Origin of the sequence: Propioniciclava soli, assembly GCF_014858005.1 — a bacterium.
Taxonomy (GTDB): Bacteria; Actinomycetota; Actinomycetes; order Propionibacteriales; family Propionibacteriaceae; genus Propioniciclava; species Propioniciclava soli.
The window spans coordinates 123,128-146,795 of the sequence record NZ_JACYOT010000006.1; the positions used below are offsets into that span (position 1 = coordinate 123,128).

At 73.5% G+C, this 23,668-nt stretch carries 18 protein-coding genes and 1 pseudogene; 5 read left to right on the forward strand and 14 right to left on the reverse strand.

The features are described 5' to 3' along the window. Window positions 1–66: 66 nt before the first annotated feature. From putP to hemE, 6 genes and pseudogenes are all read right to left on the reverse strand, one after another. Entirely contained in the window at window positions 67–1,539 is a 1,473-nt protein-coding gene (gene putP / locus IFY26_RS07625) for a sodium/proline symporter PutP (RefSeq protein WP_232548396.1), read from the reverse strand. A gap of 36 nt (window positions 1,540–1,575) precedes the next feature. After that, complete coding sequence (gene hemB / locus IFY26_RS07630; protein WP_232548397.1) at window positions 1,576–2,592, reverse strand: porphobilinogen synthase; 1,017 nt, start codon at window positions 2,590–2,592, stop codon at window positions 1,576–1,578. Continuing rightward, window positions 2,589–3,293 carry a uroporphyrinogen-III synthase gene (locus tag IFY26_RS07635; protein ID WP_232548637.1) on the reverse strand — a complete coding sequence of 235 codons (705 nt, stop codon included), beginning with the start codon at window positions 3,291–3,293 and terminating at the stop codon, window positions 2,589–2,591. Before IFY26_RS07635 ends, hemB begins: the two co-directional genes overlap by 4 nt. Before the next feature lie 48 nt (window positions 3,294–3,341). Continuing rightward, window positions 3,342–4,265, reverse strand: a pseudogene (gene hemC, locus IFY26_RS07640) (hydroxymethylbilane synthase); the annotation flags it as partial. Continuing rightward, window positions 4,265–5,794: a protoporphyrinogen/coproporphyrinogen oxidase gene (locus IFY26_RS07645; RefSeq protein ID WP_232548398.1), complete on the reverse strand. Its 1,530-nt coding sequence runs from the start codon at window positions 5,792–5,794 to the stop codon at window positions 4,265–4,267. The pseudogene hemC and the gene IFY26_RS07645, both read right to left, overlap by 1 nt. Further along, window positions 5,791–6,837, reverse strand: a complete 1,047-nt coding sequence (hemE, locus tag IFY26_RS07650) for a uroporphyrinogen decarboxylase (protein WP_232548399.1) — start codon at window positions 6,835–6,837, stop codon at window positions 5,791–5,793. The genes IFY26_RS07645 and hemE overlap by 4 nt, the downstream gene beginning before the upstream one ends. Before the next feature lie 88 nt (window positions 6,838–6,925). Here hemE and IFY26_RS07655 point away from each other — a divergent pair, with 88 nt between their 5' ends. From IFY26_RS07655 to hemQ, 3 genes are read left to right on the forward strand one after another with little or no spacing between them, the layout of a single operon-like run. Continuing rightward, window positions 6,926–8,308: a glutamyl-tRNA reductase gene (locus IFY26_RS07655; RefSeq protein ID WP_232548400.1), complete on the forward strand. Its 1,383-nt coding sequence runs from the start codon at window positions 6,926–6,928 to the stop codon at window positions 8,306–8,308. Next, a complete protein-coding gene (locus IFY26_RS07660; RefSeq protein ID WP_232548401.1) occupies window positions 8,308–9,363 on the forward strand; it encodes a ferrochelatase in 1,056 nt (351 codons plus the stop codon). The genes IFY26_RS07655 and IFY26_RS07660 overlap by 1 nt, the downstream gene beginning before the upstream one ends. Continuing rightward, on the forward strand, window positions 9,360–10,130 hold the full coding sequence (gene hemQ, locus IFY26_RS07665) for a hydrogen peroxide-dependent heme synthase (RefSeq protein ID WP_232548402.1): 771 nt from the start codon (window positions 9,360–9,362) through the stop codon (window positions 10,128–10,130). The genes IFY26_RS07660 and hemQ overlap by 4 nt, the downstream gene beginning before the upstream one ends. Window positions 10,131–10,409: 279 nt before the next feature. Here the strand turns inward: hemQ and IFY26_RS07670 are convergent, their stop codons facing one another. From IFY26_RS07670 to IFY26_RS07700, 7 genes are all read right to left on the reverse strand, one after another. Continuing rightward, a complete protein-coding gene (locus IFY26_RS07670) occupies window positions 10,410–13,172 on the reverse strand; it encodes an alpha-L-rhamnosidase (RefSeq protein WP_232548403.1) in 2,763 nt (920 codons plus the stop codon). Between the two features lie 152 nt (window positions 13,173–13,324). Then, complete coding sequence (locus IFY26_RS18150) at window positions 13,325–14,890, reverse strand: OmpA family protein (protein WP_232548404.1); 1,566 nt, start codon at window positions 14,888–14,890, stop codon at window positions 13,325–13,327. Window positions 14,891–14,963: 73 nt separating this feature from the next. Further along, window positions 14,964–15,563, reverse strand: a complete 600-nt coding sequence (locus IFY26_RS07680; RefSeq protein ID WP_232548405.1) for a hypothetical protein — start codon at window positions 15,561–15,563, stop codon at window positions 14,964–14,966. A 9-nt stretch (window positions 15,564–15,572) separates the two neighbouring features. Continuing rightward, window positions 15,573–16,190: a hypothetical protein gene (locus IFY26_RS07685; RefSeq protein WP_232548406.1), complete on the reverse strand. Its 618-nt coding sequence runs from the start codon at window positions 16,188–16,190 to the stop codon at window positions 15,573–15,575. A 76-nt stretch (window positions 16,191–16,266) separates the two neighbouring features. Then, window positions 16,267–17,547 (reverse strand): threonine ammonia-lyase IlvA, encoded by a 1,281-nt coding sequence (gene ilvA / locus IFY26_RS07690; protein ID WP_232548407.1) that lies wholly within the window; start codon window positions 17,545–17,547, stop codon window positions 16,267–16,269. 109 nt (window positions 17,548–17,656) lie between these two features. Beyond that, entirely contained in the window at window positions 17,657–19,261 is a 1,605-nt protein-coding gene (locus tag IFY26_RS07695; protein WP_232548408.1) for a DNA recombination protein RmuC, read from the reverse strand. Between the two features lie 83 nt (window positions 19,262–19,344). Further along, window positions 19,345–19,767, reverse strand: coding sequence for a GNAT family acetyltransferase (locus tag IFY26_RS07700; RefSeq protein ID WP_232548409.1), 423 nt, complete (start codon window positions 19,765–19,767; stop codon window positions 19,345–19,347). Between the two features lie 33 nt (window positions 19,768–19,800). Between IFY26_RS07700 and IFY26_RS07705 the strand changes: the two genes are divergently transcribed. Continuing rightward, on the forward strand, window positions 19,801–21,066 hold the full coding sequence (locus IFY26_RS07705; protein ID WP_232548410.1) for a M18 family aminopeptidase: 1,266 nt from the start codon (window positions 19,801–19,803) through the stop codon (window positions 21,064–21,066). A 33-nt stretch (window positions 21,067–21,099) separates the two neighbouring features. Next, window positions 21,100–21,900, forward strand: coding sequence for a zinc transporter ZupT (gene zupT / locus IFY26_RS07710; RefSeq protein WP_232548411.1), 801 nt, complete (start codon window positions 21,100–21,102; stop codon window positions 21,898–21,900). Between the two features lie 16 nt (window positions 21,901–21,916). Here the strand turns inward: zupT and IFY26_RS07715 are convergent, their stop codons facing one another. Next, window positions 21,917–23,665 carry an NAD-binding protein gene (locus IFY26_RS07715; protein ID WP_232548412.1) on the reverse strand — a complete coding sequence of 583 codons (1,749 nt, stop codon included), beginning with the start codon at window positions 23,663–23,665 and terminating at the stop codon, window positions 21,917–21,919. Window positions 23,666–23,668: the final 3 nt, after the last annotated feature.

Sequence of the window (23,668 nt, forward strand, 5' to 3'; positions counted from 1 at the left end):
TCCGGTGGCGGTTTCCCCACCGTACCGCGCCCCTCGGACAGTCTTCGCCGGCGTCGGCGACCCACCTCAGTGGCGCGCGAGGGCGGCGACCTCCTCGAACTCGGCGTCCACGCCGGACGGGGCGCCGGTGAGCCGCGACACCCCGACGGCGACCAGCAGGTTGGCGAGGAACCCGGGCAGGATCTCGTAGAGATCGAACAGGCCGCCGTCGACCGATCCCCACCAGAACACGACGAGGGCGCCGACGATCATCCCGGCGAGCGCGCCCACGCTCGTGAGTCGGCGCCAGAACAGGGAGAGCAGGATCGTCGGGCCGAACCCGGCACCGAAGCCGGCCCAGGCGAACGCCACCAGATCAAGAATCGTGCCCGAGGGGTTGAGCGCCAGGAGCGCGGCCACGACGGACACCAGCAGGACGCCCGCGCGGCCGAGCCACAGCCCACCCCGGGCGCTGATCTCGCGGCCGGCGAAGGCGCGGAAGATGTCCTCCACGAGGGCGGAGCTGGTGACCAACAGCTGCGAGGAGATGGTGGACATGATCGCGGCCAGGATCGCCGCCAGCAGGAACCCGGCCAGCAGCGGGTGGAACAGCAGCTGGCCCAAAGTGATGAAGACCGCCTCGGGGTTGGCGAGCTGGCCGGTGTCGTGGGTGTAGACGGCGATGCCGACCAGCGCGGTCGCGGCGGCACCGAGGCAGCTCAGCACCATCCACGTGATGCCGATGCGCCGTCCGGCCGTGGCCTCGGCGGCGTCCGTCAGGGCCATGAACCGCACGAGAATGTGCGGCTGCCCGAAATAGCCCAGCCCCCACGACAGCGACGACACCACGCCCACCACGGTGGCCCCGCTGGTGAAGCTGAGCAGGCTCGGGTCGACGGCGTTGATGGCGTCGAGCATCGCGCCCGGGCCGCCCACGTGGATCACGCCCACGATCGGCAGCAGCACGAGGGCGGTGACCATCATGCAGCCCTGGACGACGTCGGTCCACGACACGGCCAAGAAGCCGCCCACCAGCGTGTACAGCACTGTGACCCCGGCGACGAGCAGCATGCCGGCAAGGTAGGGCAGCCCGAACGACGACTCGAAGAACGTCCCGCCGGCGACCATGCCGGACGACACGTACAGCGTGAAGAACACGAGGATGATCGCCCCGGCCACCAGGCGGATGGCGTACGGGTCGCGCAACCGGGCACCGAGGTAGGACGGCAGCGTGATCGAGTCGGCCGCGAGCTGCGTGTAGGCGCGCAACCGGGGCGCGACGAATTTCCAGTTGAGCCAGGCGCCGACGGTCAGGCCAACCGCGATCCACAACTCGACGAGCCCGGAGAGGTAGAGCGCTCCCGGCAGCCCCATGAGCAGCCAGCCCGACATGTCGGACGCCCCGGCCGACAGTGCGGCGACGAACGGGCCCAACCCGCGGCCGCCGAGCATGAAGTCACCGAGGTCCTTCGTGCGGGCCTGGGCCACGAACCCGATGGTCACCATCGCGATCAGGTAGATCAGCATGGAGACGACTTGCCAGATGAGGTCCGTTCCCATGGGGTCCTCCCGGGGCGAGAAGCGATGCCCGGGAGGCTAACGCACCGCGGGCACCTCCAGGGCGGCGTATGACAGGACGAGATCGGCACCGGCGCGGACGATGCACGTGAGCGACTCGGCGAGCGCGGCGTCCCGGTCGATCCAGCCACGCTCGGCGGCCGCGCAGATCATCGCGTACTCGCCCGAGACCTGGTACGCGGCCACCGGCACGTCGGACGCCGCCGCCACGTCGGCGAGCACGTCGAGGTAGGAGCCGGCGGGTTTCACCATGACGAGGTCGGCACCCTCGGCGAGGTCGAGCAGCGCTTCGCGCAGACCCTCGCGCCGGTTCGCCGGATCCTGCTGGTAGGTGCGCCGGTCACCCTGCAGGGACGAGCCGACGGCTTCGCGGAACGGGCCGTAGAACGCCGACGCGTACTTCGCGGCATAGGCGAGGATCGCGACCTCCGCGTGGCCCGCCGCGTCCAGTCCTTCGCGGATCGCCCGCACCTGGCCGTCCATCATCCCGGACGGGCCGACGACGTGGGCGCCGGCGTCCGCCTGGCTCACGGCCAGCGCGACGTAGGCCTCGAGCGTGGCGTCGTTGTCGACCCGGCCGTCCTCGGTGAGCAGCCCGCAGTGGCCGTGGTCGGTGAACTCGTCCAGGCAGGTGTCGGCCATCACCACCAGGTCGTCGCCCACCGCGTCCCGCACGGCGGCCAGGCCGCGGTTGAGGATCCCGTCCGGCCGGGCGCCGGCCGAGCCGGCGGCGTCCTTGTCCTCCTCGCGCGGCACGCCGAACAGCATCATGCCGCCCAGACCGGCGGACGCTGCACGCTCGGCCTCGGCGCACAGCGAGTCCAGCGTGTGCTGGACGACGCCGGGCAGCGAGCTGATGGGCCGCGGGGCGTCCTGGCCGTCGCGGACGAAGACGGGGAGCACCAGCTGGCTGCGGGCGAGCCGGGTCTCGCGGACGAGGGCGCGCATCGCGGGCGTGGTGCGCAGCCGGCGCGGGCGGATACTGGGTGCCGGCGTGCTGGGTTCTGGCGTCCGTGATTCGTGATGCAGTGTCATGCGGGCTCCTGGAGGGCGTCGACGAGGGCGGCGAGGACGCCGTCGGCGTCGGGGCTGGCGGCGGTGGCGTGTACGGGCAGGCCGGCGGCGCGGGCGGCGGCGGCGCTGGGGGCGCCGAGCGTCACGACGCGGGTGTGACCGCTCGGCTCGCCAAGCAGGTCGGCCACGGCGCGGGCCACCGAGCCGGCGGTGAGCACCACGGCGTCGTAGGTGGGCCAGGCCTCGACGAGCTCGGCGGGGGCGGCCGGGAGCGGGCGGGTGGTGTAGGTCGCGACCCGGTGGACGCGCCAACCGCGGGCGGACAGTCCGTCGGCCAGCGTGGGCGCGGCGAGCTGCGAGCCGGGGGTCAGCACCGTTCCCGGGCCCTCGGGCAGGGCGCCGACGAGCGCGGCGGCATCCCCGTCGGCCACCAGATCGACCCTCCCACCGGCCGCCTCGATGGCCGCGGCGGTCGCCTGGCCGACGGCGGCGGTGCGCCGCGCCAAATCGTTCAGGGCGTGCCCGGCCGCGACGAGGGCCGTGACGCCGGTGGCCGAGGTGAGCACCAGCCAGTCCACGGGGTCAGGGGCGCCGGGGAGGTCGAAGGGCAGCGGCGCCTGCTCGGTGAGCGGCACGGCGTCCACCTCGGCGCCGGTGGCGCGCAGGGCCTCGGCGAGCGGCCCGTCGGGGCGCGGCACGAGGATGCGGCGGCCCACGAGCACCGGGTGGGCACCGGGGGCCCACAGCTGGGTGCGGTGGAACTCCTCCAGCCGGCTGGGGCGCGCGGCTCCGAGCGGGGTGACCGCGGCCGCCCCGTCGCCGAGCAGCCGCCGCGCGGCACGGCGGCCCAGCGCGTCGGCGTCGGTGGGCCACGGCTCCGCCACGGACGTGCGCGCGGCGGTGGCGCCATCGGTGGCCAGCACCGTGGCCGCCAGGCTGAGCACGCCGTCGGCCAGCGTGGCGAACGCCCCCACCGGGGCCGCGCAACCGGCCTCCAACGCGGCGAGCACGGCCCGCTCGGCGGTGACGGCCGCGCGGGTGGCCTCGTCGTCCAGCGCAGCCAGCGCCGCGACGGTGGCGGTGTCGGCGGCGCGACACTCCATGCCGAGCGCCCCCTGGCCGGGTGCGGGCAGCAGGTCGAGGGTTTCGAAGGCGGCGTCCAGCAGCCCCAGGCGTTCCAGCCCGGCGCGGGCCAGCACGACGGCGGCCAGGTCGGGCTCGGTGGTGTCGGAGCCGAACGCGCGCGCCAGCCGGGTGCCCACGTTGCCGCGGATCTCCACGACCACGAGGTCGGGTCTCCGCGCCCGCAGCTGGGCGGCGCGGCGCGGCGAGCCGGTGCCCACCTTCGCGCCGGCCGGCAGCGACGCCAGCGTGTGGCCGTCGCGGGCGCACAGCACGTCCGCCGGATCGGCGCGCCGCGCGATCGCGGCCAGCGTGAGGCCGGGCACGGCGGCGGTCGGCAGGTCCTTCAATGAGTGCACCGCCAAGTCCACGTCGCCGGCCAGCAGGGCTCGGCGCAGCGCGGCGGCGAACACGCCCAGCCCGCCGGCGTCGACCAGGGACGCGGTGGTCACGTCCCCCTCGGAGCGGATCGTCACCAGCTCCACCTCGTGGCCCAGCGCGCGCAGGGCGTCCGCCACGTGGCCCGACTGGGTGCGCGCCAGCTCCGAGCCTCGCGTGCCGAGGCGCAGCATCACTGCCCGGACCCGCCCTTCGCGCCGGACTCGGTGCCGTCGTCATCGTCGTCATGCGACCCAAGGGTGGACGCCCCCACTGACAGTTTCTCTGCCACGGCGCGGCCGTGCGGCACCACGGCTGCCAGGCCAGTGCCGGCGTACCAGGCGCCGGTGATCTCGAAGCCCTCCAGCTCGGCGGCGGCCTGGGTCAGCTCGGCCACGCGGTCGCGGTGCTCGGGGGTGTGCGGCGGCAGGGAGTTGGGGTAGTGGATGACGGCGTGGCCGGCCACGTCGGTCTCGGCGAGATCGACGCCGAGCAGCACCGAGGCGTCGGCGAGGGCGTCGGCGAGCGTGGGCTCCGGTGTCGGGGTGCCCGCGCGGCCGTAGGAGACGCGCAGCACGTGCCGGCCGGTGCCCGCGACCGTCGTGGGCCACTTGACCGAGTAGTGGGTCAGCGCCTTGCACGTCACGCGGGGGGTGTCGCCCTCGTGCACCGGCGTGACCAGCAGGCCGGAGCCGCGCGGTGCGGCGTCCAGCTCGGGGCGGGTCACCGCGACGCACACCTGGGTCAGGTCGGCGCCGCGGGGGAGCTCCCAGTCGCCGATGTTCAGCTCGGGCAGCGAGCGCAGCAGGTCGAGCGCGGCGCGCCCGTCGAGGGCGATGACGAGCTTGGGTGCCCAGTCCTGCTCGGGTTCGCCGATCGGCACGGGCGGGTCGGCCGGGTTCGGCGCGCGGCCGGCCTCGTGGTGCGTGACCAGCCACCCGGAGCCGTCCCGGGCGATCCCCGTCACCAGGCGGCGAGTACGAACCGTGCCGCCCCCGGCATCGATGGCCGAGACCAGCGCCTCGGCGAGCCGGAACAGCCCGCCCGAGACCGACGCCACCACCGAACCCTCGGGTGCCTTGGCGCGCAGCGCGGCGGCGGCGCCCACCAACGAACCCTCCTCGGCGAGCGCCTCGCGCAGGCCCGGCGCGACGATGTCGACCGCGAGCTGGCTCGGGTGCACCGAGTGGACGCCGCCGGCGACGGGATCGACCAGCCGGTCCAGCACCTCGGCGCCGAGGCGGGTGGTGACGAGGGTGGCGAGGTCGGCGGCGTCCGCGCCGGCGTCCGGGCCGAGGGTGAGATCCTCCCTCGCCCGCGCCAGACCCTCCTCGGACAGGGCGTCGGCGACCTGCGGGTCGTCCAGGTCGGTCGGGATGCCCAGCACGCCGTGCGGGATGCGGAACGCGTGCCCGGGCTGCTCGCCGTCCCCAATGCCGTCGGTCGACCCGTCGTGGGCCCAGATCCAGGACTCACCGTCGGGGGTGACGACCTCGAGCCCCAGCTCCTCGGCGAGCTCCGCGGTGGCCTTGCTGCGGCGGGCGAAGGACTCCGCTCCCAGGTCGACGCGGACGCCGCCGATTGGCGCGCCGAACACCAGGCCGCCGCACTGGCCGCGGGCCTCCAGCAGCAGCGGGCGGACGCCGAGCTGGGTGAAGCGGTGGGCGGCGGCCAGGCCGCTCATGCCGCCGCCGATGACGATGGCTTCTGCGTGGCTGCTCACAGCGCGTGGATCCTCTCGACGAGTCGGGTGAGCACCCCGGGGTCGGTGCTCGGGGGGACGCCGTGCCCGAGGTTGAGCACGTGCCCGGGGGCGGCGCGGCCGCGTTCGACGACGTCGGTGAGGTGGGCGTCCAGCGCGTCCTCGCCGGCGGCCAGCAGGGCGGGGTCGATGTTGCCCTGCAGCGGCGTTCCGGGCAGGCGGGCGGCGGCCTCGTCCAGCGGGGTCCGGTAGTCGATGCCGACGGCGTCCGCCCCCACGGCGAGCTCCTCCAACAGGTGGCCGGTGCCGGTGCCGAAGTGGATGCGGGGCACGACGCCCTGGACCGCGGCGAGCGCGGCGCGGCTGTGGGGGGCGACGTGGGCGACGTAGTCGGCGCGCGTCAGGGAGCCGGCCCACGAGTCGAAGAGCTGCACGGCCGAGGCGCCCGCGTCGGTCTGGGCGCGCAGGAAGTGCCCCGAGATCTCCGCGCACCAGGCCATGAGGCGGCCCCAGGACTGCGGATCGGCGTGCATCATGGCGCGCGCGGCGAGGTGGTCGCGGCTGGGGCGTCCCTCGACGAGATAGGCCGCCAGGGTGAACGGCGCGCCGGCGAAGCCGATCAGCGGCGTCCACCCCGCGTCGCCCGACGGCGTGGTGGCCAGCTCGGCGGTGATGATGCCGATGGCTTGCGTGATCGCGGCGGTGTCACCCGGCTCGTGCGCGACGAGGGCCGTCACGTCGGACGCCGTGCGCACCGGTTCGGCGATCACGGGCCCCACGTCGGGCACGATCTCGACGTCGACCCCGGCCAGCTTGAGCGGCACCATGATGTCGGAGAAGAAGATCGCGGCGTCGACGCGGTGGCGGCGCACGGGCTGCAACGTGATCTCGGCCGCGAGCTCGGGCATGAGGCAGGACTGCAACATGCCGGTGCCCTTGCGGACCTCCCGGTACTCGGGCAGGGAGCGGCCGGCCTGCCGCATGAACCACACGGGCAGCGGGCCGCCACGGTGGCCTGACAAGGCACGGAGGAGGGGCGGGGTCGTCGGGTCGGCATGGGGCACGCTGCCACCCTATGCCGCGCGGCGGACGGGTGCCGGGGGTGCGGACGCATTCGAACCTGTCGGCCGGGGATGGTTCAATGGCAGTGTCGTGGGAATCCAACTCGTTGCCGTCCACCACGCCGACCATGGGCTCGGCGCGGTCGAGGCCATCGCCCAGGGCGTCCCCGGTCTCGGGCGGCGCCTCGTCGAGGCGACCCCCGGCATCGCCGGCGCGCTCGTGCTCTCCACGTGCAACCGCGTGGAGGTCTACCTGCAGTCCGACCTGCCGCTGGCTGCCGTGGCCGAGGCGGTGCGTCGCGACCTGACCTCGGGCCCGGACGCCCCCGCCGACGTCGCGCTGCTGGAGCTGGCGGACGCCGACGCCATCGACCACCTCTTCCACGTCACCGCCGGGCTCGACTCGATGGTGGTGGGGGACCGGGAGGTCGCCGCCCAGGTGCGCCGCGCCCTTCTGGAGGCGCGGACCGCGCGCACGGCGTCCGGTCTGCTCGTCTCGGTGGTGGAGCAGGCGCTGCGCACGGCGCGGCTCGTCACGCAGCGCACCCGGCTCGCGACGCGCGGCCGCTCCGTGGTGAGCGTGGCGCTCGACCTGGTGCCGCGCGCCTGGCAGGCGTCCCGCGTGCTCATCGTGGGCACCGGCGCCTACGCCGGCGCCGTCGTGGCCGACCTGGCCGAGCGCGGCTGCCGCGACATCGCGGTGTTCAGCCACAGCGGCCGGGCCGAGGCCTTCGCGCGCTCGCATTCCGGGGTGCGCGCCGTGGCCGATCCGTTGAGCGGGGCGATGGTGGACGCCGACGTCGTGGTCGCCTGCCGGGGCTCGGGCGTCCCCGCCGTGCTGGCCGAGGACGTGCGCGAGGCGGTCGCCGCGCGCGACCATCGCGAGCTGGTGCTGGTGGATCTCGCCGTGGGCCGCGACGTGGAGCTCGCCTGCGCCGATCTGCCCGGGGCGCTGCTGCTCGATCTGGAGACGATCTCGCGCCACGTGCCGGACGCCGCCCATCGCGACGTGATCCGCGCCCGGGAGTTGGTGCGCACCGGCGTCGGCGAGGCGCTGGCACGGCTGCGGGGTCGGGAGATGGACCCCGCGGTCATCGCACTGCGCGACACCGTGCACGACATGGTGCACGACGAGGTCGATCGGCTGCCGCTGGGCCGGGAGCTGACCCGGGAGGAGGCGGCCCACGCCCTGCGGCGGCTCGCGGCGCGGCTCGTGCACGTGCCGAGCGTCCGAGCGCGCAAGGCGGCCGTCGAGGGCCGCTCGGAGGAGTACCTCTGGGCGCTGAGCGAGCTGTGGGGCCTGGAGGCCCCGACGCGTCCCGTGCTGGGCAACCTGGAGTTGGACGGCCCGGCGCAGGAGTCGGCGCGGATGGTGGCGCCCGACACGTTGGACGAGGACAGCTGCCCGGTCACCGGGCTGCGGGTGGATGATCTGGGCGGCGTCGAGGAGGCGCCCCGACGAGAGGCGATGTGATGGTCGATGCAGTGCTGGTGGTGTCCTACGGCGGGCCGAGAGGTCCCGAGGACGTGCTGCCCTTCATGCGGAACGCGACGCGGGGGCGAGGCATCCCCGACGAGCGGCTGGTCGAGGTGTCGGGCCACTACCAGCGCTTCGGGGGGGTGTCGCCGATCAACGAGCGCAACGCGGAGCTGATGGACGCCCTGGGCGAGGCCCTGCGCGAGCGCGGGCTCGACGTGCCGGTCGTCATCGGCAACCGCAACTGGACGCCCTACCTCGCCGACACGCTGCGCGAGCTGGCCGCGTCCGGTCTGCGCGACGTGCGGGTGGTCATCACCGCCGCCTACTCCAGCTACTCCGGCTGCCGCCAGTACCGCGAGGACCTGGCGGGGGCGCTGGCCGAGCTCGGCGAGGAGGCCGAGGGGTTCACCTTCACCAAGATCGGCCCCTACGCCGAGACCGACGGCTTCGTGGGCGCCAACGCCCGGGCATTGGTGGCGGCGGTGCGCGAACTCGGGGGCGCCGAGGACCTGCCTGCCGTGCTCTTCGTGACCCACTCGATCCCGACCGCCATGGATGCCGCGTCCGGCCCCGGTGGTGAGGAGGGCACCTACCACGCCCAGCACCTGCGGGTGGCCGAGGCGGTCGCGCGGGAGGCGTCCGCCGAGCTCGGGGTGGAGGTGCCGTGGGAGCTGGTGTTCTGCTCCCGTTCTGGCGCCCCGCACATCCCGTGGCTGGAGCCCGACGTGAACGACCGGCTCGAGGAGCTGGCCGCCGACGGCGTCGAGCGCGTCGTCACCGCGCCCATCGGTTTCATCAACGACCACATGGAGGTCGTGTTCGACCTCGACACCGAGGCCCGCGAGACCGCCGAGGGCCTCGGCCTGGGGTACGTCCGCGCCGCCACCGTGGGCGTGGACCCGGGGTTCGTCGCGCTCCTGGCAGACGCCGTCGTCGCCGGTGAGCGCGGCACGATCGCCGGGATGCCGACGTGTGGGGCGTCCTGCTGCGGCTCGGGGCGTCCGGGCGCCGGAGCGCCGACCGTTCTCGACAACGAAGGAGTCTCATGACCCAGCCCACTTCCGGCCACGGCGCCGGCCCGCACGGCAAGACGCCCGGGGCACCGTTCACCGGCGACCCGCGCGACGTGTACGTGGCGCCCGAGGACGTCAACGCCGCCACCCACTACCTGATGTACTCGGTGTTCGCGCTGCCGGCTCCGCTCTCGGCGGACGCCGACAACGCCGCGCTGGCCGACGGGGCCGCCGCGGCCCTGGCCGACGCCGGCGTGACCGTGCGCGGCTGGTACGACATCGGCGGGTTCCGGGCGGACGCCGACCTGCTGGTGTGGACGCTGTCGGAGGACCCGGCCGCGCTGCAGGCGGGGTATCACGCGCTGCGGCGCTCCGAGCTCGGTGTGCTGCTGGAGCCGGTGTGGAGCAACGTCGGCGTCCACCGCCCGGCTGAGTTCAACAACTCCCACACCCCGGCCTGCTTCTCGGGGATCGCCCCGCGGCCGTGGCTGACGGTCTACCCGTTCGTGCGCTCCTACGAGTGGTACTACCTGGAATCGTCCAAGCGCTCGCACATGCTGCGCACGCACGGCATGGCGGCCAAAGACTTTCCCGACGTGCTGGGCTCAACCACCTCCGCCTTCGCCTTGGGCGACTACGAGTGGCTGCTGGCCTTCGAGGCCGACGAGCTGCACCGCCTCACCGACGCGATGCGCGCCCAGCGCGCCGTCGAGGCGCGGCTGCACGTGCGCGAGGAGACACCGTTCTTCACGGGCCCGCGCGTCGAGCTGGCCGAGTGGATCGGACGCCAGCCGCGTCGCTGATGTCTGTCGTCCACCCCGGGAATCCGGGGTGGACGATGACGAGGTGAGGGCGTCGGGCCGGGAGCGCCTCACGGCGCGTGGCCGCTCGTAGCGGCGAATGTTGGAGCCCGGGGCTACCGCAGCCCGACGCCGTGACGAGGATACGGGCTGATCCCCGCGATCCCAAGCCCACGTTGGGGCATTTGGACCCGAGGGAATGGCGCCATGGCGCCATTCCCTCGGGTCCAAATGCCGATCACCAGCGCGCCCCCCACCCCCCCGAGGGCAGGGCAGGACGGGTCAGGCGGGGGAGGGGGCGGTGAAGGTGTGCCGGCCGTGCGCGACCACGGTCTCCTCGCCGCCCAGCACCACCCGGGCCGTCGCACCCACGGGCACGACCACGTCCAGGGTCAGGACGCCGTCGCTCACCGACCACGACGACGCCGCCGGGCCGTACGGCGTCACGTGGACGGCCTCCGCGTGGGTCAGCCCCACAGGGTGCGGCGCGACGAGGATCTCCGCGTAGCCGGGTGCCGCCGGCGCCAGGCCGGCGACGTCGCGCTGCAGCCAGGCCGCCACGGCGCCCAGCGCGTAGTGGTTGAACGACGTCATCTCACCGGGGTTGATCGACCCGTCGGGCAGCATCGAGTCCCACCGCTCCCACGTCGTCGTGGCGCCCATCGTCACGGCGTACAGCCACGACGGGCAGCCCGTCTCCAGCAGCAGGGCCGAGGCGGCGGCGTCCTGCCCGGTGGCCGTCAACGCCGCGCACACGACCGGCGTCCCGGCGAACCCGGTCGCCACCCGGCCCTCGGACTCCGCGACCTTCCGCGCCAAGTGCTCCCCGGCGCGGACGCGATCGTCCTCGCCCAGCACGTCGCACACGATGGCCAACGCGTAGGCCGTCTGGCTGTCCGAGCTCAGCCGGCCGTCGGGCTGCAGGTACGCGTCGCGGAAGGCCGCGGCGATGGCGTCCGCCAGCTCGCCGTAGCGCGACGCCTCGGCCTCCTTGCCCAGCGCGGCGGCCCACCGCGCCACGATGCGGGCCGACTGCGCGAAGTAGGCCGTGGCGACGAGGTACGGATCGGTCATGGCCTGCATGGGGTTCTCCGGCGGCGCGGAGGGGTCGAGCCAGTCGCCGAGCTGCATTCCCGAATCCCAGACGTGGCCCTCCCCGGCCAAGGAGTCGACCAGGTCGACCCACTGCCGCGCCGACTCCCACTGGTCCTCCAGCAGCCGCCGGTCGCCGGTGGTCTCGTACAGCGTCCAGGGCGTGATCGTCGCGGCGTCGCCCCACACGGCGGCCGGACGCGGCGGCGTCCAGAACCCGCCGGGAATGACCGGGACGTACCAGGTCACCGTGCCGTGGGCCTGCTGTTCGAGCCACAGGTCGACGAGCCAACTGGCCAGCAGGCCGGTGGCGTCGTAGTGGAACGCGGCGGTCGGCGCGAAGGCGGCGACGTCACCCGTCCAACCGAGACGCTCGTCGCGCTGGGGGCAGTCCGTGGGCAGCGCCACGAAGTTGCCGGTCATCGACCAGCGGGAGTTCTCGTGCAACCGGTCGACCAGCGGTTCGGAGGACGCGAACCCGCCGAGCCGCTCCATCGTGGTGTGCAGCACGACGGCGCGCAGCGCATCCGGCTCGGGCTCGCCCGGCCACCCGGTGATCTCGGCGTAGCGGAAGCCGTGGATCGTGAACGCCGGCTCCCACTCCTCCCCGGCGTCGCCGCGGGTGGTGTAGGTGTCGGTCGCCGCCGCGCCGCGCAGGGGGCGGACGCCGAGCCGGCCGTTCTCGAGCACCTCGGCGTGCCGGATGCGGATCGTCGTGCCCGCCGGAGTGCCGTCGGGGAGGACGAAGCGCAGGCGTCCGGCGATGTTCTGGCCGAAGTCGACGAGCCAGACGTCGGGGTCGTCGGCCTCGATGCCGGGTGGCAGGAACCGTTCGGGTGCCGGGGACAGCCAGATTGCGACCGGGGTCAGCTCGCCCTGCGTCTGCACGGGGGCGTCGAGGGGTGCCTCGAGCCGCGCGGCATCCGAGGGGTGGACGGCGACGGGCAGCCAGGTGCCACAGGGTTCGCCCGGGCGGGCCCAGGCGGTGGGGTCGTCGTCGGCGAGGCGGGCGTCGTAGGTCTCGCCCTCGTAGAGGCCGGTGAACAGAATGGGCCCGCCGCCGACCTGCCAGGCGTCGTCGGTCGCGACCACCGTGAGCGAGCCGTCGCCGTGGACGACCTCGAGCTGCAGGATCGCCGCCTGGTCGGCACCGTAGAGGTTGCGGTAGCCGCCGTCGAAGCCGATGTGGCCGCGATACCAGCCGTCGGCCAGCTCGGCAGCGAGGACGTTCGCGCCGGCAGCGAGCAGGTCGGTGACGTCGTAACTGCGGTGCAGGAGGCGCTCGCCGTAGACCGTCCAGCCCGGCACCAGCTCGTCGTCATCCACCCGCTCGCCGTTCAGCCAGGGGCGGATGAGTCCGTGCGCGGAGACGCGGAGCCGGGCGGCGGTGATGTCGCCGGGCAGATCGAAGGCGTGGCGGACGCGACTGGGCCGGCGGTCGGCGTCCGGGTTCTCGGGCCAGCTCGGGCCGACGGGCAGGGCCTGCCAGTCCTCGGCGGCCAAGATGCCGGTCTCGACGCTGATCGGATCCGACCACGGGCTCGTCACCTCGCCCTCGTCGCTGGTCCCGCTGACCCGGACGCGGACCGTGGCGGCCTCGCGCAGGGCCAGGGGCTCGTCGGGCCACGGCAGGTGGAGGGTGGCGGCGTTCGGCAGGGTGTGGGTGGTGGTGGACGCCTCCCCGCCGATCGGGCCGCAGGTCACCTCGACGGTCACCGACGCCAGCTGCCACCCGGCCGGGGCGCTCGGCACATCGAAGGACAGCCGCGGCGTGGCGGTGGCGATGCCGAGGGCGTCGCCGGGGGGCAGGTGCTCGAAGCGCAGTCGCGTCGGCGTACCGAGCGGCCCGCGCGGATCGGGGAGGTCCGCCGCGGTGGGGAACGGGGCGGGTTCCACCAGGTGGGCTCCCGGGGCGAGACCCGGGCGGCCTTCGGGAACGGTGACCTTCGGCATGTGCATCTCCCTCGTCGCAGACACGGTGGCGTCGAGGATGAGCCTAGCGGTGTCTGAAACGCTTCACAACGAAAGTCAGCAGTGCAGGAGCCCCCGCGTCCTGCCGCTGCCGAGAGCTCGGCGGTCACGCGGATTCCGCGTCCGCCCTCGTGTCAGCTCGGCGGAAGGATCGTGACACGGCGGTTGAGGGCCTTGCCGGTTTCGGTCGTGTTCGGGGCGATGGGATCGGCTTCGCCCTTGCCGTCCACGGCGAAGGTGTAGCCGTCGCCCAAGAGCGGGGCGAGGGCGTCCGCGACGGCCTGGGCGCGGCGGCGCGACAGGTCCAGGTTGTCGGAGCTGGAGCCGTCCGCGTCGGTGTGGCCGGTGAGGGTGAGTTGGCCCGGGTTGTCGAAGCCCTGGATCTGCTCGGCCACCTGGGTGAGCACCGCGTTGGCCTCGGGTGTGAGCGTCGCCTCGTTGTAGGCGAACAGGACGGTGGTGTCGAGGTCGAGCTGTTGCCCGCTGGTGGTGATCGCATCCTCGGTGACGACGTCGACGAGGGGCAAGACGGCCTTCTCGGCCTGGTCCGGGCGGGCGGCCACGGCCAGCGCTTCCGCCGGGATCTCGGGCCAAGGGCCGCCGAGGACGGGGAACGGGTCGTCGGCGTTCGGGATGGTCGGGGTCAAGGGGCCGTCCTCGACAGGGACGTCCTGGATGGCCTGCTGGCCACCAATGATGACGTCCACCCGGGTGACGTTCTCGGGCAGGCCGGGCATGGCTGCCCAGCACGTGCGAGCCACCTCGCCGTCGACGGTCACGTCGCCGGGAGAACACACCTGAGCCCGGTACGCGTCGAAGGCCACCGTGTGGGCCTGGTGGTTGGCATGGTCGACCACCCCCATGGTGAGCGGCCAACTCTGCCGGCCGCCCACCGCGTACGCGAGGACGGTGCTGCCCCCGCCGAAGGTGGCGAGGTTCTGGGGTTCGGAGCCCTCGGGCAGGACGGCGGAGTAGTAGAGGACGGTGGCGTCCTCGACCCGGCGGACCCCGTGCACGGTCACCGTGACGGGGACGGGGTTGTCGGCGTCGTTGGGGTCGGCGTACGTCACCTGGCCGAGGGCGGGGATGTCGGCCGTGCCCTCCGGGGCGGTAGCCGGGCCGCGCACCACGGGCACGGAGACGGTGTCGTCCGACAGCGGGCTGAGGACTTCAACCTCGGTGACGCTGGCCGGCAGCGGGGCGAACAGGGCGAACATGCCCCGTGGCGCGGCCAGCAGGGTGTAGGGCTGGCCGACCAGGGCCATCCGGTCGTGGAGATTCGCGACGTTGTTGTACATCACCGTCTTCGCGGGCCAGTAGACGCCGTCACCGGCTCGCAGGGCGGGTGCCCACTCGTTGGTGCTGCGGAGTCGGTCGTCGAAGTCCGCCTGGAAGTCGGGATGGGTGAGGGCGAAGGTCACCACCGTCGAGGCGTCCGTGACGCGCACCTCCAGGATGTCCAGGGTGGCCCCGGTCAGGCTGCCCTCGCCCTGCAGCGGGATGCTGGCGAGCACGGTGGTCAGCGGTTCGGCCCCCTGACGCACCAGTTCGGTGGCCGAGGACGCGTCCACGGCCGTGGGTGTGGCGGGTGCGGTGGCACTCGGTGCGGGCGTGGACGTGGCTGGGTCGGTGGGAGTGGGGCCCGTGGTGCAGGCGGCCAGGGCTGCCAGGGCCACGAGCGAGGAGGCGAGACGCTTCACGACGGGGGTCCTTCCTGGGGGTTCGTGGCCAGCATAGGCAGTCTCTCCGGGTGCTCCGATGGGTCGGTGCCGATCAGGCGAGGTCGTCGGCGCGCCACAGGTGCGCGCAGGCGCGCAGGTCGCGCGCCATGTCCTGCAACCGGGCGGCGCGCTCCACCGTGTCGTGCCCTGAGGCGAGATCGGCGCGTCCGGCCGCGACGACGTGGCAGAGCGCCGCGGCACGCTCCAGCGCGATCGCGAAATCACCGGTGAACGCGCCACGCAGGATCTCGTCGGCCACACGCCGCACCTCGTCGGGGCCCGTCGGGTCCACCCCCGCGACGGCGTGATTGGGTTCGGTGAACCGGACGCCGGCCGCGTACTCCCGCGCGGCGCCGTCCGAGTCGGCGCGGACCCACTCGCGCAGCACGTACAACCGGTAGAGCGCACCGGGCAGGCTGCGGGCGGGACGCTGCGCCCACAGGTCGGCCACCGTCGGGAGACCCACGTCGTCGACGATCGCGACGAGCCGAGCGGTGACAGCCGGGTCGTCCGCGGCGCGTCCGGCGCGCACCAGCACGGCCGCCGTCTCGTGCGCGGCGTGCAGCTCACCGATGGGGTCCGAGCCCTCGCCCATCTCCTCCAGGACGGCGGGGTCGCGGAAGGCGGGGCGGTGGTAGCGGCGCGGACTCACCCGACAAGGCTAGCGAGCCAGCGGACGCCCGGCCGACCTGCGCCGGCGCCGTGGCCGGCGGACGCCGGCGTGGACGAGCTGCAGCTCGGCCAGCTGCTCCGCCACCTCGGAATTCCCCGACCGCCAGGCGGCCATGGGGTCGGCCGCCACGGTGCGCAGCTCGGCGATCGGGAGCGTCGCCAGCGCGCGCAGGGCCAGCAGGTCGGTGCCGTCGACGGTCTCGACGAGACCCAGCACCTCGCTCGCCCGCCGCGAGAACGCGAGACGGCGGGGGAGCCAGAACAGCATCAGGAGCACGACCGGCACGAGGAACGTCAGCCAGCCGGCGACGGTGGCGGTGGTCTCGATCGCGTTGACCTGCTCCTGGGCGGACGCCATCAGCCCGGCCACGGTGCCCGACAGGCCGGTGAACGGCTGGCTCAGTCCGTCGCCCACCACCGGCAGCCCGTCGGCCTGCCTGGCGATCTCATCCAACTGGGAGCGGACGCCCCCGCCCACCGCGACCGTCTGCCGGGCCGGCTCGGCGACCGAACGGACCACGCCATCGGTGACGCGGCCGGCGAACCACCACCCGATCGTCCAGACCAGCACGAAGGCGTCGAACACGATCTGGCGAACGAGCTTCATTGAGGGGCGTGCATAGAACCGCATGGGTTTCATCATGGCCCCGGACGTGTCCAAGCCCACGGCGCAGCGCGGCCGATCAGATGAGGAGGCGGTAGAACGGGCTGTCGGGGGAGACAACCTCCACGCGCATGGGGCTGGCGTCCATGCGGGCGCGCAGCGCGTCGTAGGTCGCCGGATCGCCGAGCTCGACGCCGACCAACGCGGGCCCGACCTCCCGGTTCGACTTCTTCACGTACTCGAAGTGCGTGATGTCGTCCTCGGGGCCGAGCACCTCGTCGAGGAAGCGCCGCAGGGCACCGGGCTCCTGGGGGAAGTTCACCAGGAAGTAGTGCTTGCGGCCTTCGTGGATGAGCGAGCGCTCCACGATCTCGGCGTAGCGCGAGACGTCGTTGTTGCCGCCGGACACGACCGCGACCACCACCTCGTCGGGGCGGGGCCGCACGCGCTGCAGGGCCGTGGTGGCCATCGCGCCGGCGGGCTCGGCGATGATGCCCTCGGTCTGGTAGAGCTCCAGCATCTCGGTGCAGATCGCGCCCTCCGGCACGGTCATCATCTGCGGGCCGAGCTCGCGCGCGATCTGGAACGTGACGTCTCCCGCGCGGCGCACGGCTGCTCCGTCGACGAACGTGTCGATGGACGGCAGGGTGGTCGGACGCCCGGCGTCCAGCGCCGCCGCCAGGCAGGCCGCCCCGACCGGCTCGACGCCCACGACGCGGGTGTGCGGGCTGTGCTGGGCCAGCCAGGTCGCCGAACCGGCGAGCAGCCCGCCCCCGCCCACCGGCAGGTACACCGCGTCGGGTTCCCGCTCGAGCTGGTCGACGAACTCGCGTGCCACGGTGCCCTGGCCTGCGATCGTGCGCGGATGGTCGAAGGCCGGCACCTTCGTGGCCCCCGAGGACTCGGCCTCCGCGGTGGCGAGCGAGAACGCCTCGTCGTAGGTGTCACCGGCCACCACCAACTCGACGAACGCGCCACCGAAATGGCGCATCCGGGCCCGCTTCTGCCGCGGTGTGGTGGAGGGCACGAAGATGCGGCCCCGGATGCCAAGGGCTGCGCACGCCATGGCGACGCCCTGGCCGTGGTTGCCCGCGGACGCCGCGATGACGCCGGCCTCGCGCTCGGCGGCGTCGAGCTGGGCGATGAAGTTGTAGGCGCCACGGATCTTGTAGCTGCGGACGGGCTGCAGGTCCTCCCGCTTGAGCCAGACCTGGGCGCCGGTCAGCGTCGAGAGCCGCTCGTCGTACTGCAGCGGGGTCTCGGAGATGACACCCGCCAACCGGCGGGCCGCGTCGTCAATGTCGACCGCCGACACCAGCGGGCGCTGGTCGGTGGGCGGCAGAGTTCGCGGGGACGTCACCTCGCCATTGTGCCGCGCCCCGGCCCACCCCGCACCAGCGCTCGCCCGTTGTGCCCGCGCCAGGGACGGGGCCGGGTGCGGGATCACCCGGGTGCCAGCGCGACTCCGCTCAGGCCCGCTTGCGCGCCGGGCGGGCGGGGAGCGGGTGCGTGGCGTCGACGACCTCCTCGAGGCCGGGCTCCGGGCGCAGCAGTTCGTCCTGCTCCGGCAGCCTCGGGGCGGACGCGTCCGCCGGCGCGTCGTCAGCGACCACGCGGCCCACCAAGGTCGGGACGCCCGCGGCGTCCGCCACCAGCTCGGGGGCGGCCACCTGGCGCAGCGGCTCCTCCACGGTGCCCAGCGGCGCGAGCTCCGCATCGGTCACGTTGAGGTCGCGGAAGCGCCGGGCCGTGACGAGCACCCGGGTCTCCAGGGAACCGACGGTGGCGTTGTACGCCTTCACCGCCGAGCCCAACGCACGGCCCAGCCGATCGACGTTGCCGCCCATCGTGCCCAGCCGGTCGTACAGCTCGCGGCCCAGCTGCGACACCTCCGCCGCAGACTCCGCCAGCTTCGCCTGCTTCCAGCCGTAGGCGACGGCCCGCAGCAGGGCGATCAGGGTGGACGGCGTCGCCACCACGATGTTGCGCGCGCTGGCGTACTCCTGCAGATCGGGGATCAGCCGCATCGCCTCGAACCCCAACGCCTCGTTGGGCACGAACATGACGACGAACTCCGGCGTGCCCGGATCGGCCTTCCAGTAGTTCTTGCCACCCAGGGCGTCCACGTGGCTGCGCACGTTGCGCGCAAACTGCGCCAAGTGGTGCTCGCGGTCGCGCTCGTCCTCGGTCTCCTGCGCGTCCAGGAATGCCGAGAGCGGCACCTTGGCGTCCACGTACACGAACTTGCCCTCGGCGAGGGTCACCTTGAGGTCGGGGCGGATCACCCGGTCCTCCGACGTCGTCGTCGTCGACTGCTGCACGAAGTCGCAGTACTCGACCATGCCAGCCACCTCGGCCACCCGCTTGAGCTGCAGCTCGCCCCAGGCGCCGCGGACGTGCGGCTTGCGCAGCGCGGTCGACAACGCGTGGGTCTCCTTGCGCAGCTGCTCGCCGGTGAACTGCACGGCGCGCACCTGCTGGGCCAGCTCGGTCGCCATCGTCACGCGGGCCTGCTCCACCTCGCCCAACCGGGCGTCGAACTTCGCCAGACTCTCCTTGATCGGGGCCATGAGCATCTCGGTCTGGCGCAGCCGCGCCTCGGCGCTGGCGTCCACCTTGCGGCCCTGCTCGTCGAGCGCCTGGCCCGAGAGCACCTTGAACTCCTTGACCAGCGCGTCACGGTCGGCCGCGATCTCGGCGGCGCGGGCCAGCGCGGTGTCGCGCTCGGCCACCGCGGACGTCCGGCGTGCCTCGAGGGACGCTACTTGGGCCAATGCCGCCGCTGCCTCGGAGCGCGCCTCGGCCGCCGCCGTCCGCTCCTCCGCGATGCCCCGGCGCGCGCGCTCGGCGTCCGCCTGCGCCTCGCGGACGCGCAGCTCGGCGCCGGCGTGCTCGGCGCGAGCGCGCTCTGCCTCGGCCCGCGCGGACGCTTCGGCCGCGCGCAGCCGGTCGGCGGCCGCCGCGTCCTCGACCACCTCGACCGCGGCGGAGCGGCGCAGCACCAGCCAGGCGCCCAGCCCACCGAGCGCCACGCCGACCAGCAGGGCCACGAGAAGGATGCCTACGTTCTCCATGTTTCGATCCTCGCAGGCCCCTCTGACAATTTTCCGACGCCCCCGCCGACGTCGCCCGAACGGGGCGGCAGATCGCCGGCAGATCAGTGCGCAGGGGCGTCCAGACGCCGGCCGAGGACGACGACATCCTGCTCCTCGTACCCGAGCCGGGCGTAGAAGGTCAGCACCTCGGTGTTCGCGGTGCGCACCATGAACTGCACCTTCGGCAGGTCGTGGGCCACCAGCCAGCCCTCGGCCGCCGCCATCAGCGCCCGACCGATGCCCTCACCCCGGCGCCCGGGGTCGGCGGCGAGGTAGTAGACCCAGCCGCGGTGGCCGTCCCCGCCGACCATGACGGTCCCCACGAGCGCCTCCCCGTCGCGTACGCCCAACACCGTCGACGAGGGGCCGGCGAGGGCACGGGCATAGTCCGCGTGCGCGTCGTTCCAGGGGCGGGTCAGGTTGCAGGCCCCCCAGAGCGCGACCGTGGCGTCGGCGTCCGCGGGGGTGAGGGTCACGACATCCATGGCGCGAGCTTAGGACTGCGGCAGGATGGGCGCATGGACGCCCGCGCGCACATCGACGACCTCGCCGCCTTCGTGGTGGCCTCCCCGTCCTCCTACCACGCCGCCGCCGAGGTGGCCCGCCGCCTGGACGCCGCCGGCTTCACCGCCCAGGCCGAGGAGGACGCCTTCACCGACGAACCCCGCGGTGGCTACGTCGTCCGCGACGGTGCGATCGTCGCCTGGCACGTGCCGAGCGGGGTGGACGCCGCCCGCGCCGGCGTCCGCATCGTCGGCGCCCACACCGACTCCCCGGCGCTCAAGCTCAAGCCCGCACCCACGTCCTTCGGCCTGGGCTGGCAGCAGGCGGCCGTCGAGGTCTACGGCGGCCCGCTGCCCAACCAGTGGCTCGATCGGGAGCTCGGCGTCGCCGGCCGCCTGATCACCACCACCGGCGAGCAGCGCCTCGTCGCCACCCCCGCGTGGCTGCGGGTGCCGCAGGTCGCGCCCCACCTCGATCGCTCGGTCCACGAGAAGCTGAGCCTCGACCGGCAGGCCCACCTGCGGCCCGTCTTCTCGGTCGGACGCCCCGACCTCGACCTGCTCGAGCTCATCGACGCCGAGGCCGGGCTGGAGGCCGACGACGTCGCTGGCCACGACCTCATCTGCCACCCCACCGAGGCCCCCGCCGTGTTCGGCCCCACCGAGGAGTTCTTCGCCTCCGCTCGGCTCGACAACTTGTCCTCGGTGCACGCCGGTCTCACCGCGCTGCTGGCGGCCGACGAGGGCGACGACATCACCGTGCTCGCCTGCTTCGACCATGAGGAGGTCGGCTCGTCCTCCCGTTCAGGTGCCGCCGGGCCGCTGCTGGAGCAGGTGCTCCGCCGGCTCGCCGGCGCGCTCGGGCTCGACGACGACGGCTGGTTCCGCCTGTTGGCCCGCAGCTCGTGCATCTCGGCGGACGCCGGCCACGCCGTCCACCCCAACTACCCGCACCTGCACGACCCCGACCACCGGCCACTGCTCAACGCCGGCCCGCTGCTGAAGCACAACGCCAACCTCCGCTACACCTCGGACGCCGCCAGCTCGGCCCTGTGGCGCCGCGCGTGTGACGCGGCCGGCGTCCCGACCCAGGACTTCGTCTCCAACAACGCCGTGCCGTGCGGCTCGACCATCGGCCCCATGACGGCCGAGCGGTTGGGCGTCCTCATGTGCGATGTCGGCATCCCGCTGCTGAGCATGCACTCCACGCGCGAGCTCGCCGGCGTCCGCGACCCGGGCTGGCTCGCCGCGGCCCTCACCGCGTACTACGCGGGCGCCTGAGGTGCCCGCCGTCGGCCCGGCGGGGTGCTGAGCGTGGTTCTCGCGCTCGCCGTCGCGCTGCTGGCGGGGCTGGCCACGTCAATCGGCGGCGCCCTCGCGCTCGGACGCCGCACCCTGCGCCGCTCCTGGCTGGCGGTGATGCTGGCGTTTGCCGCCGGCGCCATGCTCATCGTGAGCTTCGTGCAGGCGATCCCGCTCGGGCTCACAGCGTTGCAGGCGTCGTTCGGTGAGAGCGCCGCCCACCTGTTGCTGTGGGCGTCCTTCTTCACCGGCATCGGGCTCGTCCTGGCCGTGGACCGGCTGCTGCCCGTGCAGCTCAACCCCAACGAGACGGCCGGCGGCGACGTGTCGAGCACGGGCGACCAGCTGCGCACCGGGCGGCTGTTGCGCTCGGGGCTGCTGGTGGCCGGTGTGCTGGCGCTGCACAACCTGCCCGAGGGGATGGCGACGTTCGTCGCCACGTACGCCGACCCGGGCGTGGGCCTGCCGCTGGCCGTGGCCATCGCGATCCACAACGTGCCCGAGGGCATCGCGGTGGCCGCGCCGGTGTACGCCGCCACCGGGTCCCGCACGCAGGCGTTCTGGTGGGCGACGGCGTCCGGGCTGACCGAGCCGCTGGGGGCGCTGCTGGCGGCGTCCTTGTTGGCCTGGGTCGTGCCCCCGGTGTTCTTCGGCGTCGTCTACGGGCTGGTCGCCGGCATGATGGTGTTCCTCGCGCTCGACGAGCTGCTGCCCGGCGCGTGGCGCTACCAGACCGACAAGCACCAGACCGTCTACGGCATGCTCGCCGGCATGGCCGTGGTGGTGGCCAGCATCGTGCTGTTCACCCTCTGACACCCGGCAGGGTGGGTCAGGAGCGCGCCGCGGAGTGGGCGCGGCGCTGCGTCATCCAGCGCCAGAGGAGGCCGCCGCTGGAGCGGTCCTCCCCGGTGATCACGAAGGTCAACATGGTGTCGTTCACCAAGGTGAACTCCTGACGCCGCCGCGCCTCCGCCGAGCCCACGAACAGCACCTCGTCCCCCTCGGCCAGCCGAAGCCCCTTGCCGGGGTTGATCATCGTCTTGTCGTCGCGCGCGTGCACGAGCGGCTTGAGCCACAGCGGCTCGGACTCGTGACGCGGGTCGGCCATCAGGTGCCCGACGGTCACCTCCACCCCCTCGCGAATCTGGCGGACGACGGCGGGCGCGGTCGGCTCGTCCATCACCAGGCTCCACGTCTCGGGGACGTACCCCGGCCGCAGCGTCGATAGCTTCGTCACCAGCTGCGAACACACCGGCTCGTCCTGGTTGCGCAGGTAGGCCAGGTAGCGGGCGAGCAGGGGCGTGGTGATGACGGCCAGGAACTCGCGGGCCACCAGCTTGGACGGCTCCATGGCCAGGTCGCCCTCGAAGGCCTCGAACAACGGCGCCGAGGAGCGTTGGTTCTGCCGGGTCACGATGAAGATGTCGGGGTTGAGCTCGCGGGCGTGGGCGGCGATGGCGAGGTTGCGGCGGTCGTCGCGGTGACCGGCCACGATGCCGTTGGCGTGCTCGATGCCGGCCGCGGCGAGAACGCCGGGCTCGGTGCCGCGCCCCTTGATGTCCACCTGCTGCCCGCCGTCGTAGTGGGAGTGGTCGATGACGCTGACCGTGAGACCGAACGCGCGCAGCGCCTCGGTGATGGCGTGGCCGAAGCGTCCATACCCGCACATCACCCAGTGGCCGGCCGGGGGGTGGTGCGCCTCGGGGAGCGGCATCCCGGGCAGGCCGGTGAGAATCTCCCGGGCCAGGTAGCGCTCCGGGGCGATGATCGCCGAGACCAGGTGTTCGGCGAACCGCTCGAAGGGGTTCACCACGATGTCGTTGAGGAAGACGCCGTGGGCGGTGTCCATGTCGGTCTCCTGGATGCGGGCCAGCGTCGGCAGACCGCGTCGGAGCATGCCGACGTTCACCGCGATGTCCAGGTTCGTCTCGTCCGCGGGGGCCAGCGCCATGACGCCCCGGCAGTTCGGTTTCAGCAACCCGGCGGCGATGAGGCTGTCGGCCTGGGAGGCGTCCGAACGGGCCATCGGGGGGTCGAAGGAAAACTGTTCCAACCGGAGTTCCTCGAACCGCACCGGGTCGGGCTCGATGATGACGAACCGCAGGCCCACCCGGTCGAGGCCGTGGCAGACCATCGCGCCGGTCTCGCCGCAACCGGCGACGATGTAGAACGGCTCCCGCATCCCGCGAATGTGGTTGTTGAAGCGCGCCGAGCGCACGGCGTTCTGCAAGCCCGGGTCCTGCAGCAGGGCCAGCAGGTTGACGATGGAGAACGACCAGCCGATCACCGTGGCATAGATGCTGACCGTGAGCCACAGCCGTTGGGCACCGGAGTACGGCACGGGGATCTCGCCGAACCCGATCGTGGTGCCGGTGTAACTGATGACGTAGAAGGCGTGGAACAGCCCCATCCCCGGGGTTGGCTGGCCGTCGGCGTCCACCCCCGGGACGAGGGCCAGCACCGACGTGCACACGGTGTAGACGATCGTGACGATGATCAACGGAACCCGCATCCGGCGCAGGACCAGGTAGAAGACGTTGGTCATGGGCAGCCGAGACTGCCCCGTGGTGGCGCGCATGGG

What these genes read in the sequence shown, in the direction of transcription:
- IFY26_RS07685 (WP_232548406.1), bottom strand. Translation starts at nt 16,190, where the DNA reads ATGAAGCTCGTTCGCCAGATCGTGTTCGACGCCTTCGTGCTGGTCTGG.
- IFY26_RS07705 (WP_232548410.1), top strand. Translation starts at nt 19,801, where the DNA reads ATGGACGCCCGCGCGCACATCGACGACCTCGCCGCCTTCGTGGTGGCC.
- hemQ (WP_232548402.1), top strand. Translation starts at nt 9,360, where the DNA reads ATGACCCAGCCCACTTCCGGCCACGGCGCCGGCCCGCACGGCAAGACG.
- IFY26_RS07700 (WP_232548409.1), bottom strand. Translation starts at nt 19,767, where the DNA reads ATGGATGTCGTGACCCTCACCCCCGCGGACGCCGACGCCACGGTCGCG.
- hemB (WP_232548397.1), bottom strand. Translation starts at nt 2,592, where the DNA reads ATGACACTGCATCACGAATCACGGACGCCAGAACCCAGCACGCCGGCA.
- IFY26_RS07670 (WP_232548403.1), bottom strand. Translation starts at nt 13,172, where the DNA reads ATGCCGAAGGTCACCGTTCCCGAAGGCCGCCCGGGTCTCGCCCCGGGA.
- putP (WP_232548396.1), bottom strand. Translation starts at nt 1,539, where the DNA reads ATGGGAACGGACCTCATCTGGCAAGTCGTCTCCATGCTGATCTACCTG.
- IFY26_RS07695 (WP_232548408.1), bottom strand. Translation starts at nt 19,261, where the DNA reads ATGGAGAACGTAGGCATCCTTCTCGTGGCCCTGCTGGTCGGCGTGGCG.
- IFY26_RS07715 (WP_232548412.1), bottom strand. Translation starts at nt 23,665, where the DNA reads ATGCGCGCCACCACGGGGCAGTCTCGGCTGCCCATGACCAACGTCTTC.
- IFY26_RS07660 (WP_232548401.1), top strand. Translation starts at nt 8,308, where the DNA reads ATGGTCGATGCAGTGCTGGTGGTGTCCTACGGCGGGCCGAGAGGTCCC.